We start from the raw sequence: 15,451 nt of genomic DNA, 5'->3' as shown, positions 1-15,451 counted from the left end.
TCACTGATATGAATAAACGTACAATTCCAGATAGATAATCCTAAAAAATAATAGTGACGGTATATGCTCGGGATAGTGACGCTATCACTGTTGTATACCGTCACTATCTTTGCCGGATACCGTCACTATAATTAATTTCGTCCGAAATTCGTCTGACCTAAAACGAAAAATAGCCATAAACTTATCGTTTACAGCTATTTAACTCTGCACGGGAGGAGAGGCTCGAACTCCCGACACCCGGTTTTGGAGACCGGTGCTCTACCAACTGAGCTACTCCCGTGTTTGCGGCTGCAAAGGTAGTAGAAACTTCTGAATCTCCAAACATTCGGGTAAATAAGTTTTGAATTATTTTAATTTTTCCCACTCATCGGGCTTGAAACCGACCAGAACGAAGCTGTCTGTCACTACCAATGGGCGTTTCACCAATTTACCGTTCGTTGCCAAGAGTGCTATCTGTTCTTCCTCACTCATAGCAGGCAGCTTCTCGCTTAGTTTCAGCTCTTTATATACTAATCCACTCGTGTTGAAGAATTTCTTCACCGGTAAACCGCTGCGTGGAATCCATGCTTTTAATTCTTCAACTGTAGGATTTTCTTCTACAATTAATCGGTTTGTAAACTCAATGTTATTTTCTGTTAACCATTTCTTGGCTTTCTGGCATGTGCTGCATGCCGGGTACTGCAAAAATAATGTTGCCATATTCATTTATAATTTAATTTTTACTATGTAATACTTAATACCTAATACTTAATACTTACCACTTAAACCTCACCTCAATATCTGCAAATCCTGAAACATAATCCGGTAAGCGGCTGCTTTCTTGTCCAACGCCAGTGGATATGCTCTTGATGATGAAGGCATCCGGTAAAGCCGCATGGCGCGTCCTTCAAAAACGAACTCGGAGTAATCGCCCACTTTGGGCTCTTCTATTTCGAATTGCTGTCGGAGAGTGTCCGTTGCTTTTTGCCCGGTAGTGACGATGGCTTTGCATTCGGGAAGTTGTCGCAGCAATGCTGCTACATCGGTAGCCTCCACTACTTCGAGAAACTTATCCGATGCGTTATCCTGCAACCGGCGGATGGATGAAGCGGTATCAAACAGGGCAATTCCCTTTTCGTTCAAAAAATCTATGATTTGCTCACGACAAAACGATTTTAGTGTTGAATTCAGAAAGTGATTCTTATCATTAAAGAATAAGATTCCATATATACGCCACATGTCATTGTTTAGGTTTGGATAATAAAAATCCATCGACCATCTTTTTTTCTGTGGCGGGAAACTGCCCAGCATAAGCAATTTTGATTTCGCTGGGAGAAATGGTTCTAGCGGATGTGTTTCGATTTCCATGTTATCGTTCATTTTAATTTCGTACAAAAATAGTGATAATGTTTATTTCCCTCAAAATCAATGAGAAAAAATGCTAGATTTAAAATATTTAGTTATTTTTGCGGTGTGATGAACAAACAGTATCTTATTATATCATTGAAAAAAGAAATTTTAGTAAGTTGTTTCTTAATGAGCCTATTTTTCCTGGAGGGTGGGAATTGTTATGCTTCGGAGCAACAACTGTTAAGAGGGACGATAGAAACTCCTTCTGACAATTATACCGTGAGAGGGCGTGTTATGGATGTCTATGGTGAACCACTAATCGGTGCTACAATACGAGAGAAAGGGGGAGCCAATGGTACTGTGACCGATATTGATGGACGATTCTTTTTATCTGTTCCGGATAGTGCTGTCTTGCAGGTTTCTTTTGTAGGTTACAAAACTTTAGAAGTCAATGTGACAGGTCGGACTATGCTTGAAATACGCCTTCAGGAAGACGCGGTGATGCTTGATCATGTCATCGTAACAGCCTTGGGAATTGAAAAGGATGAAGCTACACTGGCTTATTCTGCGCAGAAAATCAAAGGTGAGGAACTAAATCGTATAAAAGAAATAAATATGATTACTGCCCTGGCGGGAAAAGCTGCCGGTGTACAAATCAATAAAAACTCTTCCGGTATGGGAGGGTCTGCCAAAGTCAGTCTCCGGGGAATCCGTTCGGTGTCCGGTGATAATCAACCGCTGTATGTGATAGACGGAGTGCCGATGTCGAATACCTCTTCCGAGCAGGCTTATTCGGCAATTGGAGGTACGGCGAATGCCGGCAACCGTGATGGAGGAGATGGGATTTCTAACCTGAACCCGGAAGATGTGGAAAGCATCAGTATCTTGAAAGGTGCTCCAGCAGCAGCTTTATATGGTAGCATGGCTGCTAACGGGGTCATTCTTATCACTACTAAAAAAGGAAATTCTGTCGGGCAAAGGAATATTAATTTCTCTACGGGACTAACTTTCGAGAAAGCATTCAGCCTGCCTAAAATGCAGGATCGTTACGGTGTCAGTGATGTGGTAGACAGCTGGGGTGAGAAAGATAATCTGACGGCTCATGATAACCTGAATGATTTTTTCCGTACCGGATTGACCTCAATGACTTCTGTGTCCGTCAGCTATGGAAATGAAACTCTACAAACTTATTTCTCCTATGCCAACACCACCGGAAAGGGGATTATGGATAAAAACAAGCTGAAGAAACATAATATAAACCTACGCGAAACAGCTACCATGTTCAACAAACGTCTGAAACTGGATGGTAATGTGAATGTAATGAAACAGACTGTTGAGAATAAGCCGGTATCGGGAGGCTTTTATATGAATCCGTTGGTAGGGCTTTATCGTTTTCCTCGTGGTGAGAATCTGTCTTATTATAAAGACCATTTTGAAACCTATGACGAAGAACGGAATTTGAATGTGCAAAACTGGCATACATTTACCGAAGACTTCGAACAGAATCCATATTGGATAGTGAACCGTATACAAAGTAAAGAAACGCGTACGCGCATTATCCTTTCCCTTTCGGCAAACTTTAAAATAAATGATTGGTTGACTATTCAAGCTCGTGGCAACATGGATTATTGGGCTGATAAGTTGCGTCAGAAATTCTATGCATCTACCGCTACTGCCCTGTGTGGAGCGAACGGTCGATATATTGAAATGGATTATCAGGAAACGCAGATGTATGGTGATGTCATGGCGATGTTTAAGAAAACCTGGGGAGATTTTACACTGGATGCGGCTATTGGCGGTAGTATAAATGACCGAATCAGAAACTCGACCCGTTATGATTCCAAGAATGCTTCTTTGAAGTTTGCTAATGTTTTTAATATTGCCAATATCATCATGAACAGTTCTGCCAGTATTGACCAGAAAATAGATGAGCATCGTCAGCTTCAATCTATTTTCGGTACAGCACAGATTGGCTACAAGGAAAAATTATTTCTTGATTTGACAGCTCGTAATGACTGGGCATCAACCTTGGCTTATACTGAACATGAGAAAGCGGGATTTGCTTATCCTTCCGTTGGTCTTTCCATATTGCTTGATAAATGGGTGAAGCTGCCCGAATGGATTTCTTTTGCGAAACTGCGTGGTGCCTATAGTAAAGTGGGGAACGATATTCCTGTATTTGTCACTAATTCCACTTCTCATATCGGTGCCGGTGGCGAGATACAGGCAAATGATGCAGCTCCTTTCAAAGATATGGAGCCGGAAATGACTCATGCCATGGAATTCGGAACGGAATGGAGATTCTTCCAACATCGGTTAGGAATCAATCTGACCTATTATCGTACCAACACTTATAATCAGTTCTTCAAACTTCCTGCTCTTGCAGGTGATAAGTATGCTTACCGGTATGTGAATGCCGGAAATATCCAAAACCAAGGATGGGAAGTGACACTGAACGGAACTCCAATACTAACTTCTGATTTCACCTGGAAAACTTCCATCAATTTTTCTGCTAACAAGAATAAGATCGTGAAGCTGCACGACGAATTGAAAGAATTAGTCTACGGGCCTACGAGCTTTTCTTCCAGTTATGCAATGAAACTGGTGAAAGGTGGTTCTATCGGTGATATCTACGGTAAAGCCTTTGTACGTGATGCCGCAGGAAACATTGTTTATGAAACAGAAGGAGATTACAAAGGACTTCCATTGGTGGAAGGTGACGGAAATACGGTGAAAGTAGGAAATGCCAACCCTGTCTTTATGATGGGATGGGATCACACATTCTCTTACAAAGGATTCAGCCTTTATTTCCTGCTTGACTGGCGTTACGGAGGAAAAGTCCTTTCGCAGACACAAGCGGAAATGGATCTCTATGGCGTATCGGAAATTACAGCTGATGCACGCGACAGAGGATATGTGATGCTTGAAGGTCAGCAGATCGATAATGTGAAAGGATTCTATAAAAATGTAGTGGGTGGGCGTGCCGGAGTGACAGAGTATTATATGTATGATGCCACTAATTTACGGTTGCGCGAAGTATCGTTGAGCTACAATTTCTCAAAGAAGTGGATACAGAAAACGAAGGTTCTGAAAGATGTGCAGCTTTCGTTTGTGGCCCGCAATCTATGTTTCTTATATAAGAAAGCTCCTTTTGATCCGGATTTGGTACTTTCCACCGGGAATGATAACCAAGGGATTGAAGTATTCGGAATGCCTACAACCCGTAGTTTGGGCTTTACTCTGAAATGTGAATTTTAAAGGTAGGAGAGAGAAATGAAGAGAAAATATGTATATCTATACTTGCTGGGCTTACTGCTCTTTTCTGTAGCATGTACCGGTAATTTCCGTGATTACAATACCGACTTGTCCGGAATCACGGATGATGACCTGATTATTGACGACAATGGTTATGGAATCCGTTTGGGCATTATTCAGCAGGGTATTTATTTTAATTATGATTTCGGAAAAGGGAAGAACTGGCCTTTCCAGCTGATACAGAATCTGAACGCAGATATGTTTGGTGGATATATGCATGACGGCAAACCCTTGAACGGAGGTTCGCATAATTCCGACTATAATATGCAGGATGGTTGGAACAGCGCCATGTGGACGCATATGTATTCTTATATTTTCCCGCAGATATACCAATCGGAGAATGCTACCCGGAATACACATCCTGCTTTGTTCGGGATCACGAAAATATTAAAGGTAGAAGCCATGCATCGTGTGACGGATTATTATGGTCCCATCATTTATAAGAATTTTGCGAATGCGGAAAAGCACTACCGTCCTGATAAACAAAAAGATGTTTATTATGAGTTTTTCAATGAACTCGATTCTGCCGTGGTTGCCCTCACCGGTTATATAGAGGAGAAACCGGAATTCAATGGATTTGCACGTTTTGATATTTTGTTGGATGGTAAATACCCTTCCTGGGTAAAGTTTGCCAATTCGTTGCGTTTGCGTCTAGCTATGCGTATTGCCTCTGTTGCCCCCGATAAGGCACGTGCTGAAATACAGAAAATAAAAGAAAACGATTACGGCTTCTTTGAAGCGGAAACAGGCGGAGCTGTTGTTTCTACCAAATCCGGATATACCAATCCATTGGGAGAACTTAACCGTGTGTGGAATGAAACTTACATGAGTGCGAATATGGAATCAATCTTGGTGGGATATAATGATCCCCGTCTTGGAATTTATTTCGAACACTGTACGGATGAAACCCTGAAAGGACAATATCGTGGAATTCGTCAGGGGACATGTTTTGCTCATAGTCATTATTCCGGATTGTCGAAGCTGTTTGTCAAGCAAAGTACCGATGCGCCTCTGATGACTGCTTCGGAAGTTTGGTTTCTGCGTGCTGAAGCTGCATTGCGCGGGTGGACGGATGAAGATGAAGAAACCTGTTATCAGAACGGTGTAACTACTTCTTTCCATCAATGGGGAATCTATGGCGTAGAAGATTATCTGCAAAGCGAACGGAAAGCCTCTGACTTTATAGACACGTATGATGAAGAAAATAATATAGAGGCCCGTTGTAAAGTCTCTCCCAAATGGAATCGCCTGGATGATAAGGAAACGAAACTGGAGAAGATTATTACGCAGAAGTGGATTGCTATGTTCCCGGAAGGTTGCGAAGCTTGGGCAGAACAAAGACGAACAGGGTATCCCCGTTTATTTCCCGTGCGATTCAACCATAGCAGAAACGGTTGCATCGACACGGAGATTATGGTGCGTCGTCTAAACTTCCCCGGTACCTTGCAGACGGAAGACCCGGAACAATATTCCGCGCTTGTGGAAGCTTTAGGAGGAAACGATCATGGAGGTACAAGGCTTTGGTGGGACACGGGAAATAATAACCTGGAATAAAAAAAGATAAAAGTAGTGTGTTTATATGTGTAGCTTTAACTATTTTTGCATCTTCATTTAAACACATTTACTTATGAAACAGATTATCTCTGCTCTTTTCCTTTGTATGTTGCTCTCTGCCGTACCGGGATTGCAGGCGCAAAACATCCAGTTACATTATGATTTTGGACGTTCTTTGTATGATAAAGATTTGCAAGGTCGTCCGCTGTTAACTTCCACAGTAGAGAAGTTTCATCCTGATACTTGGGGAAGTACTTATTTCTTTGTCGATATGGATTATACCTCCGAAGGTGTCGCTGCTGCTTATTGGGAAATAGCCCGTGAAGTGAAATTCTGGAAAGGTCCTTTCTCTGCGCATCTTGAATATAACGGTGGATTATCCAAAGGTATGTCTTATAAAAATGCTTATCTGGCAGGAGCCACGTATACCTTTAATAATGCTTCTTTTTCCAAAGGCTTCACACTGACCGCCATGTATAAGTATATTCAGAAACACTCATCACCCAACAACTTCCAGTTGACAGGTACATGGTACGTAAACTTCTGCCGTAACCTGCTCACTTTCTCCGGCTTTGCCGACTGGTGGCGTGAAGAAACGAACTACGGAAAGACTATCTTCCTCTCCGAACCACAATTTTGGGTAAACCTGAATCAAATCAAGGGAGTAAATAAAAACTTCAATCTAAGCGTTGGCTCCGAAGTCGAATTGAGCAATAACTTCGGTGGTCGCGATGGCTTTTATGTGATCCCGACGCTTGCTCTGAAATGGACGCTGAACTAAAAAAATCGAACCAAAAATCGAACCAAAAAACGGATTAAAAAGCGAGTTAAAAGAAATAGAGTAAAAAGAAGTCAGGCTAAAAGAATCCGAACTTCAGAGGAATCTCCGTTTATCCCTTTGTGGAACTTACAAAATATATAGAACAACCTATTAAATGAAAACTGATTTAATCTACGGCGTAGAAGACCGTCCCCCTTTTAAAGACGCCCTGTTTGCGGCTTTACAACATCTCTTGGCTATTTTCGTGGCAATTATCACACCGCCGCTTATCATAGCGAGTGCCTTGAAACTGGATGTAGAAAAGACAAGCTTTCTAGTTTCCATGTCCCTTTTTGCTTCGGGAGTATCTACCTTTATACAATGCCGTCGTTTCGGTCCGATAGGAGCAAAGCTGCTCTGCATCCAGGGAACCAGTTTTTCTTTTATCGGTCCTATCATCGCCACAGGAATGGTAGGCGGATTGCCGTTGATTTTCGGTTCCTGTATGGCTGCCGCACCTATCGAAATGATTGTCAGCCGCACATTCAAATATTTGCGTAATATCATCACTCCGCTGGTTTCCGGTATTGTCGTACTGCTTATCGGATTGAGCCTGATAAAAGTAGGTATCGTATCTTGCGGAGGTGGATATGCAGCTATGGATAACGGTACGTTTGCTACCTGGAAAAACCTGTCTATTGCAGCACTGGTACTTCTTAGCGTCTTATTTTTCAACCGTTGTGGGAACAAATACCTGCGCATGAGTTCCATTGTACTCGGACTTTGTCTGGGTTATGGTTTGGCATTTGTTTTGGGAAAAGTGGATATGAGTGCATTGAATGTAGAAATGCTGATGAGCTTTAATATTCCCCAACCTTTTAAATATGGTGTTGATTTCAATGTGTCTTCTTTCATAGCCATTGGTCTGGTCTACCTGATAACTGCCATCGAAGCAACAGGTGACGTGACTGCCAACTCTATGATTTCCGGACTTCCCATTGAAGGAGATTCCTATTTGAAACGAGTTTCCGGTGGAGTAATGGCAGATGGATTCAATTCCTTCCTCGCTGGTATATTCAACTCTTTCCCCAACTCCATCTTTGCACAGAATAACGGTATTATCCAACTGACCGGAGTAGCCAGCCGCTATGTCGGTTATTATATCGCAGCAATGCTCGTTCTTTTGGGATTATTTCCCATTGTAGGTGCCGTATTCTCCTTAATGCCCGATCCTGTATTGGGTGGTGCAACCTTACTAATGTTCGGTACAGTAGCAGCGGCAGGAATCCGTATTATCTCCTCACAAGAAATAGGCCGTAAAGAAACTCTGGTATTAGCAGTCAGCCTTTCCTTAGGCCTAGGAGTAGAATTAATGCCGGACGTATTACAACAAGCCCCGGAAGCAATTCGAAGTATCTTCTCTTCAGGGATCACCACCGGAGGCCTAACTGCAATTATTGCAAATATAGTAATACGTGTAAAAGAATGATGAATAAGTATTAAGTATTAACCGACAAGTATCAATCAACAAGTTTAAGTATTAATCGACAAGTATCAAATAGCAGGTATTATCCAGCAGCTTCGGTAATACTTATTACTTAATACTTAGTACTTATTACTTATTTCTAAATTACTCATTTTATCAGTAGTGCGGAAGGGGAAATCAGGATACTCGTAAAGACTGAAGCGAGGTTCGGTTTCTCCTTTCGTATAATTCCAGATAGAAGCATAATCTTCCGGATCTTCTCCCATCTTGGCTAATTGGCGCAGATAAGCGGCCAGTGATTTATTTTCTACAATATAAATCTGTCCCATCTGGTCGATAATCGGGCTATGATGACGAGTGCCGTCATGTTCGAAGCGTAGAATCCGTTTTCCTTCTTCCGTCAGTCCCACCAATTGGAAGGTCATACTCTTACCGATAGCCGGCAAATTCAATACACTGCGATCCGTAGCAAGGAAAGGCAAATGATGTTTTCTCATGAAATGTCTTAATTGCTTGGCAACATCTTCTTTCGTCTCCTCTTCCGTTCCGACTTTCGTCTCTAATATTTTGTATAATTCCTCCGCCTGTTCCAGTGTCATCCGACCATAAATCTTTTCCTCCTGTTGTTCCTGCATCGAACGGCTGTTGGGAGCAAATACTGCATAATTCTCATTGAATCCCTTCACCGAGAAAGTATAATAACATACCACGCCCAATGAATTGAGCACCTGGCGAAGCCGTGTCGTATGTCCCCGACGCGAAGCAGCCACTGTATATACCAACTGATTCGTGATAATCCATCCGGCAGAAAGAATCTTCCGAATCGCCTCTTTAGCTTCAGGCGTGACCTCCAGCGGTGTTTGAAAATGAGTCTGGATAATAAACTGTTTCACCCCGATAGCCGAAGCCTTTTCTTTGAATTCCCGCAGAATATCCACCAATCCGTCATTGATACGCATCGGCAAATAAGCCAACAACCGTGACCCCAGCCGTACCCGTTGCAATTCCGCATATTTCTCTCCTTCCGGTCGTTCGAGATTTGCCTTCTGCTTGCGTACCGCCATCCGATACACCGCATCCAAAATATTCTGAAGCGTCTTATTCTGACTCATCAGCGCATCGCCCCCTGTAATCAGAATATCCCGCAGCTGTGTATCCTCTTCAAAATAAGTCATCAACCGGCGCAACTTACGATCCCATGACTCCTTCGGGCGTAAAGACTCAAACTCGAAATTCAACCGTTCGCTTTGGAAATCATACATCCGCTGGCAAGAAGCACAAAGTCCCCCGCAGGCCCTTCCCATCGTGTCAGGAATGAGAATAGCCACCTCCGGATACCGGCGATGAATATTATGTCCGTCCGGCAGAAGCCATCCCGCAGCATTAGGTTTACCAACCTCCACAATATCCTCCTTTTCCCACGCACGAATATTTCCATACGTCTCCACCAATCGTGGCGAATACAGAATATAACTCCGGATAGCCTCATCATTATACCCATATCCTGTAATATTGAGTAACGATAAATAATAAGGAGTCGCAAAAAACGGCATCCCCTTCTTCCGTGCCCGATAAAGCAAATACATCGTCTCCGAAGAAAGAGAATTCCCCAGGAACCGATTCAGTTCTCCCGGACTCTTCACAGCCATCGCCAAGTGAAAGCGGAAATCATTCCACCACTCACTTACCAACCTGTATTTCTCCTCATAACTCATTCCCTCCTCAAAGTGGAAACGAACCGAAGGCTTCGACTTCCTGTTCTCAATCTTCTGAATCAGCAAGTGCAACATCCGCTCCTTATTCTCATCCCGTATCTCCCGTACCTCTTCATCCAGTCCGGTTTCCCACCGGTCATTCCGACTTTTGATACGCTGCGGTGACGGCAAAGGCATAACTTCTCCCTTCAACCGTTTAAACATCTGAAAAATTTCAATAAACAAATCCGTCGGCATCTCCATATTCTCCAACGTCCCCGTCAGAAACTCATAAAGCAGCCGAATAGTCTGTACTGACATATCCTGTCCCGTAGACAGTTCATGAACATTTTGCCCATCATAATCAAGTAAGAGTCGAATTTGCTCCCTCGCCTCCTCCGCAGCTTCGTTTTCTATCCTGCAAGTCTCCAACAACCGCAGTATTCCAGCCTTGAAATCCTCAACAGTAGAGCTCTTATCCGCTATCTCCACTATCTCCGGAATCTCCTGACCATAGATTTGTTTCAACTGTGAAAAAGTAAGTGTAAGCATTTTCTTTTGTTTCATAAGCAATCTATCAATTTTTAAATTATATAATAAGCATTTTAAGTTTGAACGACCTCCCTTCTCCCCGAACTATATGTCTCAAATCCCGAACAGCATCTCATCCCCTAAGTATTCTCCATCCATAACCTACCAACATAATCATCAAAGCGCAACATAATACACAATCACACCGCATAGCACTCTACACTGCATAGCATTCCACGCCGCATGGCCTCCCGGCCTCGTCTGCACGGCGTCAAGCGGAGGTTTCATTCCCGGCGTTAAGAAGGGCAGACTGTTTGAGCGAAGCGAGTTTCTGCCCTTTAGCCGGGGATGAGACCGGAGTAGCCGGGCAGACGCAGCCTTGATTTTTTCTTTTTGGTACTTTTTCTTTTGTATCAAGACAAAAGAAAAAAGTACATAAAGATAACAAAAAAAGCGGAAGTACAAAACCCCCGCTTTCTCTATCATATTAATCTTTACGCTTTTCTAACATTTAACGCGACTTATTTTTTCGTTTCCGTGTCGTCATCCTTCCGTTTCGGTTCCTTCTTGGCAAGTAGAACGATATTATACACATAATCCGTCATCCACTGCTCCGAGTATCCCAGACGCTCTTTGTATTGGCGGATAGCCGCAGCCGTCTTATGCACATCATCCGCTTTCCATACCGTCTTGGTGCAAACATCATGCACCGTCTTCTGCGTCATGCCATACAGAGCCTTTTTAAAGATCGACGGCATACGGAACTTCCACTGCATCAGATTTCCCATCAACATCATCAGATCATTAGAAAATCCCTGATACATGAACAAATAAGATTGAATATCATTTTGAGTGCGGCAGTTACGTTTCACGGAAGCGTCGATTTCCTTGAAGAAATTCTCATTCAGTCCATAATCCTGCATCAGCATTTTGCGTGACGCAGACTTTTCGGCCAATCCCAGTTTACCGTTTTGAGTAGGCACTTTAAACAAACGTTTGAAGTTAGCTACGTCCGGCAAGAATCGGATATTGGTGATACCTAGGTTTGTGGCGATCACTGACTGGAAATACACCCGGGTCAGTGAAATGAAATCTTCTACATTGCCGACTTTCGTTTCATCGGATTTTTTCTTGAATAAACCAAATAAGCCCATTGTTATATTTACAATTTTACAATTTACAATTTACTATTTGAGTGCGTGGAAGGTATATAATATAACTACCATCTGTCAATTTCCGTGCAAAGGTACAAAAACAGTTGGTTTTCACCAACATTCCAAGTCCTTTTCGATGTCCGGCATAGACTCTTTCTTAAAAACAGGACTTTGGATGCCGGCTTTCTTTTGCGCCCGGTAATCATTTAACAGGCGGATCGCATATTTTCCAAGGAAGAGGATAGCGATCAGATTGCAGATAGCCATTAATGCCATAGTGACATCTGCCAAGCTCCATACCATATCCAATGTGGCAAGTGAACCGAAGAGCACCATACCGCCCACTAATATCCTGTAACCATGAAGCACCCACTTCCGGTGAGTGATAAAGCGGATATTGGCCTCCCCGTAATAATAATTTCCCAGAATACTGCTGAAAGCGAAAAAGAAAAGAGCCACAGCAACGAAGACACTGCCCGAAGAACCGATCTCGTTCGTCAATGCCTGTTGAGTCAACTGCACCCCATTGGTCGATCCATCCAGCGGAGCACCACTAAACAGAATGATAAAAGCCGTACAAGTACAAATCAATAATGTATCCGTAAATACTGCCAAAGTCTGTATCAATCCTTGTTTCGCGGGATGACTGACATGAGCCGTGGCAGCCGCATTCGGAGCCGATCCCATACCGGCCTCATTGCTGAAGAGCCCTCTCTTGATACCTTGCATCAATGCCATGCCTACTCCTCCTGCCAGTGCCTGTTTCCAACCGAAAGCATGACTGATAATCAGCGCGATGACGCCCGGTAAATGAGTGATATTGAGTATAACGATCACCAGCGCCAGTCCCACATATCCCAATGCCATAACCGGCACGATAATGCTGCTGACACGGGCAATGCGTTGAATACCTCCGAAGATGATAACCAACGTCAGTAATGTCAGTACCCCTCCCAATATAATATGATTGAACCCGAAAGCATGCTCCGCAGCAGCACAGATGGTATTGCTCTGTACAGAATTGAAAGCAAAACCGAAAGTGATGCTTATTAATATGGCAAAAAGCATTCCCATCCACGGTTGTTTCAATCCCTTCTTCATATAATAAGCAGGACCTCCGATGAATGAATCCTTTCCGCGTATTTTGTATAATTGCCCTAAGGTAGACTCGATGAAAGCACTCGAAGCCCCTAACAGTGCGATGACCCACATCCAGAAAATAGCTCCGGGACCGCCGATAGCGATGGCGGTAGCCACTCCCGCAAGATTTCCCGTACCTACACGGCTGGCGATAGAGATAGCGAATGCCTGAAAAGAAGATACATGTTTCTCTCCCTGCTTCCCTTTGCCCGCAGATTCGCTTAACAGTACGATCATTTCGCGAATCATGCGGAATTGTACGAAGCGTGTCCGTATGCTGAACCAGACAGCACATCCCAATAACATGATAATCAGGATATAGGTCCAGAGTATGTCGTTAATCTCGTTGATAAAGGTCATAGTTAAGTATTAAGTGTCAAATATTAAGTATTGTTTGTGGTTATTCGTTTTTTATTCGGAAGTAGAATTTATGATTTTCGAATACGGGTTCCACAATATCATAACGAACAAATTTGGCGAGCAGATGTTCAGCGGCACGTCGTGAAAGTCCGGTTTGGCGACAGTAGCAGTTGAGTGAAAGTAAAGTGCCATGCTCCAGTTGTTCGAGCAGGAGCTGTTCACGTTCGGTGTAACGGATCAGTTCGCCACGGGGGCTGTCGCTCTGTTGCCATACACGGAGGTGTATAGGTGTTGCCAGAATATTTTCATCCTTGATGCGGAGATAGGCTAGAGGTTTCCCGGTTTCGTCTTTGGCGTAAACCGGTTTATGCGGAGTCTCTTCGATGGTCGCTACCAACACTTGCCGTCCCTCCACTATATATGTTTGCAATGTGTATTCCACTTCCGGCACGCAATAAAGTTGTGCGGCGGCTTCAATCATATATTTTTCTTCTTCGGAGCGTACTCCCGCGATTTTTCCATTGTCTTTTACGCCAATAAGTAATCTTCCTCCGTCCGTGTTGGCAAAAGCCGAGAGTGTTTTGGCAATTTTGCGTGCGTCGGAAATTTCGAATTTAAAGTCCTGTTGCTGGTGCTCCCCTTCAGCAATCAATGCATGTATATAATCGGTATCTGTAAGCAGTTTCATGGCTACAAAGGTAGGTAAAAATGGTGAAAAGCCCCTTTTTTAGATATTTTTCGAAGATTATTTCAAAAAAAATATTGATTTTATGCTTTTATTTCGGGAAACAGTGTATTTTTGCGGCACATTATTAACGAAAAAAATAAAAGGATTATGAAAGAATTGGTAGAAAAGGTAGCAGCTCTGTATGCTGACTTCTCAAAAGATGCTAACGCACAGATCGAAAACGGTAACAAAGCAGCAGGAACTCGCGCTCGTAAAGCTTCTTTGGAAATCGAAAAAGCAATGAAAGAATTCCGTAAAGCATCTTTGGAAGCTTCTAAGAAATAATTTAGAAGACTACTAAGATATCGAAAGAGGCTGTCTAAACTTGTTAGACAGCCTCTTTTATTATAATATAATACATGAAAATATATACGAACTTTAAACTTCTTCGCACACCACCATTTTCATCCCTTGATAAACGACTATAATTTTGTGCAGCGTCGTTGTTCCGATTGCTTTTTGCACCGTTTCACTGGCGGCATAGCGGTTGGCTTGTGTGATAGCCTCTTGCCGGAGTTGCTCTACCTTTTCATCACTATCCTTTCCTTTGACATACTTCAGTTCGATAATGTAGGAATGGAGCATATCTTTATAAATATCCAGTAAGGGAAACATGAAAATGTCGGCATATCCTTCCTGATTCTCCTGTTCGGAGATAGGGCGATAGAAACGGTTCTGTGCAGTCATAGCCAGTGTAAATCCATGTACGTATGCTTCGCCTTTTTGCTTGTCGCGCTGGGAAGAATATCGGTGCAGACATTCGGCAATATAATTGAAGTAGGCTTTCCAATCGCCGTCATAAGCCATTGCTGATGCCAGTTCTCCTTTTTCCCAGTTGTCAAAGCGGAGATTTGCTTCGTTGTAAGTATCTAGTAAGTAACTGTACAGTTGCTCACGTACTACTTGATTGGGAATGGTCAATAATGTCTTGCCTCGTTTAGTACCGCTGATAGTCAACATTCCGAAATAGAATAATAGGCTGATAAAGTTATCCGGTTCTGCGATTGTTTCGGCAGGGAAGCCAGTTTTCAATTCACCGGTGATGTATCCTTGTTGCACCAATGTCTGGATAGTCGAGGCGTCATGAGCAAATTCTTTGTCCTTGCGGATCAACATTCGTAGTTTGTTGTAATCCACGCGGATGTTTTCTTCTACCATATTGCGTGGCATATAGCCTCCGTTTCGGATGTAATTATCCACAAAGTAGAGTACCATATTGGAGTTGTACATTGTAGTACCGCCATAACTTTTCTCTGCAAAACAGTAATTATCATACCAAGGCTTCATAGCTTCTATCAGCTCGTCGGTAGAGTGGTGAAACTGGCAGGTAGTGGCATAATAATCCAGCATTGCGCGCACCTCTTCTTCGTTGAATCCGGTCATTTCATTAAATTCCGGAGA

At 43.0% G+C, this 15,451-nt stretch carries 12 protein-coding genes and 1 tRNA gene; 5 read left to right on the top strand and 8 right to left on the bottom strand.

Annotated elements, in window-relative coordinates; translation table 11 throughout:
• Positions 1 to 207 precede the first annotated feature (207 nt).
• From LPH68_RS15075 to LPH68_RS15065, 3 genes are all read right to left on the bottom strand, one after another.
• Positions 208 to 280 (bottom strand) — tRNA-Trp (locus LPH68_RS15075).
• 65 nt (positions 281 to 345) lie between these two features.
• On the bottom strand, positions 346 to 699 hold the full coding sequence (locus tag LPH68_RS15070; RefSeq protein WP_004308288.1) for an arsenate reductase family protein: 354 nt from the start codon (positions 697 to 699) through the stop codon (positions 346 to 348).
• Positions 700 to 768: 69 nt separating this feature from the next.
• Complete coding sequence (locus tag LPH68_RS15065) at positions 769 to 1,347, bottom strand: uracil-DNA glycosylase family protein (RefSeq protein WP_049703251.1); 579 nt, start codon at positions 1,345 to 1,347, stop codon at positions 769 to 771.
• A gap of 108 nt (positions 1,348 to 1,455) precedes the next feature.
• On the opposite strand from LPH68_RS15065, the gene LPH68_RS15060 reads away from it, so the two are divergent.
• From LPH68_RS15060 to LPH68_RS15045, 4 genes are all read left to right on the top strand, one after another.
• Entirely contained in the window at positions 1,456 to 4,587 is a 3,132-nt protein-coding gene (locus LPH68_RS15060; RefSeq protein WP_192923134.1) for a TonB-dependent receptor, read from the top strand.
• A 15-nt stretch (positions 4,588 to 4,602) separates the two neighbouring features.
• Complete coding sequence (locus tag LPH68_RS15055) at positions 4,603 to 6,198, top strand: SusD/RagB family nutrient-binding outer membrane lipoprotein (RefSeq protein ID WP_120145152.1); 1,596 nt, start codon at positions 4,603 to 4,605, stop codon at positions 6,196 to 6,198.
• Positions 6,199 to 6,271: 73 nt separating this feature from the next.
• Positions 6,272 to 6,979: a DUF5020 family protein gene (locus LPH68_RS15050; protein WP_008021077.1), complete on the top strand. Its 708-nt coding sequence runs from the start codon at positions 6,272 to 6,274 to the stop codon at positions 6,977 to 6,979.
• A 154-nt stretch (positions 6,980 to 7,133) separates the two neighbouring features.
• A complete protein-coding gene (locus tag LPH68_RS15045; RefSeq protein ID WP_008644291.1) occupies positions 7,134 to 8,447 on the top strand; it encodes a nucleobase:cation symporter-2 family protein in 1,314 nt (437 codons plus the stop codon).
• Positions 8,448 to 8,563: 116 nt separating this feature from the next.
• Here the strand turns inward: LPH68_RS15045 and LPH68_RS15040 are convergent, their stop codons facing one another.
• The 4 genes from LPH68_RS15040 to LPH68_RS15025 form a co-directional block, all read right to left on the bottom strand.
• Positions 8,564 to 10,705, bottom strand: a complete 2,142-nt coding sequence (locus LPH68_RS15040) for a KamA family radical SAM protein (protein ID WP_049703249.1) — start codon at positions 10,703 to 10,705, stop codon at positions 8,564 to 8,566.
• Positions 10,706 to 11,190: 485 nt separating this feature from the next.
• Positions 11,191 to 11,823, bottom strand: a complete 633-nt coding sequence (locus LPH68_RS15035) for a hypothetical protein (protein ID WP_009041269.1) — start codon at positions 11,821 to 11,823, stop codon at positions 11,191 to 11,193.
• Between the two features lie 111 nt (positions 11,824 to 11,934).
• Positions 11,935 to 13,323 (bottom strand): sodium:alanine symporter family protein, encoded by a 1,389-nt coding sequence (locus LPH68_RS15030; RefSeq protein WP_074909523.1) that lies wholly within the window; start codon positions 13,321 to 13,323, stop codon positions 11,935 to 11,937.
• Positions 13,324 to 13,363: 40 nt separating this feature from the next.
• Positions 13,364 to 14,011, bottom strand: a complete 648-nt coding sequence (locus LPH68_RS15025) for a helix-turn-helix domain-containing protein (protein WP_230296970.1) — start codon at positions 14,009 to 14,011, stop codon at positions 13,364 to 13,366.
• Positions 14,012 to 14,158: 147 nt separating this feature from the next.
• Here LPH68_RS15025 and LPH68_RS15020 point away from each other — a divergent pair, with 147 nt between their 5' ends.
• The gene (locus LPH68_RS15020; RefSeq protein WP_004301965.1) at positions 14,159 to 14,335 is read left to right on the top strand and encodes a histone H1; all 177 of its coding nucleotides are present in this window, start codon (positions 14,159 to 14,161) and stop codon (positions 14,333 to 14,335) included.
• A 93-nt stretch (positions 14,336 to 14,428) separates the two neighbouring features.
• Here the strand turns inward: LPH68_RS15020 and LPH68_RS15015 are convergent.
• On the bottom strand, positions 14,429 to 15,451 hold a 1,023-nt coding region (locus tag LPH68_RS15015), incomplete at its 5' end, for a PD-(D/E)XK nuclease domain-containing protein (RefSeq protein ID WP_230296969.1).

This window comes from Bacteroides sp. 1_1_30 (assembly GCF_020982715.1).
Lineage (GTDB): Bacteria > Bacteroidota > Bacteroidia > Bacteroidales > Bacteroidaceae > Bacteroides > Bacteroides xylanisolvens.
Note: the sequence above shows the minus strand (reverse complement) of the source record. Positions and strands in the feature narration are given on the sequence as shown.

Bases quoted from the DNA above. Each gene is read 5' to 3' on its own strand.
- LPH68_RS15070 (WP_004308288.1), bottom strand. From the start codon at position 699: ATGGCAACATTATTTTTGCAGTACCCGGCATGCAGCACATGCCAGAAA.
- LPH68_RS15065 (WP_049703251.1), bottom strand. From the start codon at position 1,347: ATGGAAATCGAAACACATCCGCTAGAACCATTTCTCCCAGCGAAATCA.
- LPH68_RS15060 (WP_192923134.1), top strand. From the start codon at position 1,456: ATGAACAAACAGTATCTTATTATATCATTGAAAAAAGAAATTTTAGTA.
- LPH68_RS15055 (WP_120145152.1), top strand. From the start codon at position 4,603: ATGAAGAGAAAATATGTATATCTATACTTGCTGGGCTTACTGCTCTTT.
- LPH68_RS15050 (WP_008021077.1), top strand. From the start codon at position 6,272: ATGAAACAGATTATCTCTGCTCTTTTCCTTTGTATGTTGCTCTCTGCC.
- LPH68_RS15045 (WP_008644291.1), top strand. From the start codon at position 7,134: ATGAAAACTGATTTAATCTACGGCGTAGAAGACCGTCCCCCTTTTAAA.
- LPH68_RS15040 (WP_049703249.1), bottom strand. From the start codon at position 10,705: ATGAAACAAAAGAAAATGCTTACACTTACTTTTTCACAGTTGAAACAA.
- LPH68_RS15035 (WP_009041269.1), bottom strand. From the start codon at position 11,823: ATGGGCTTATTTGGTTTATTCAAGAAAAAATCCGATGAAACGAAAGTC.
- LPH68_RS15030 (WP_074909523.1), bottom strand. From the start codon at position 13,323: ATGACCTTTATCAACGAGATTAACGACATACTCTGGACCTATATCCTG.
- LPH68_RS15025 (WP_230296970.1), bottom strand. From the start codon at position 14,011: ATGAAACTGCTTACAGATACCGATTATATACATGCATTGATTGCTGAA.
- LPH68_RS15020 (WP_004301965.1), top strand. From the start codon at position 14,159: ATGAAAGAATTGGTAGAAAAGGTAGCAGCTCTGTATGCTGACTTCTCA.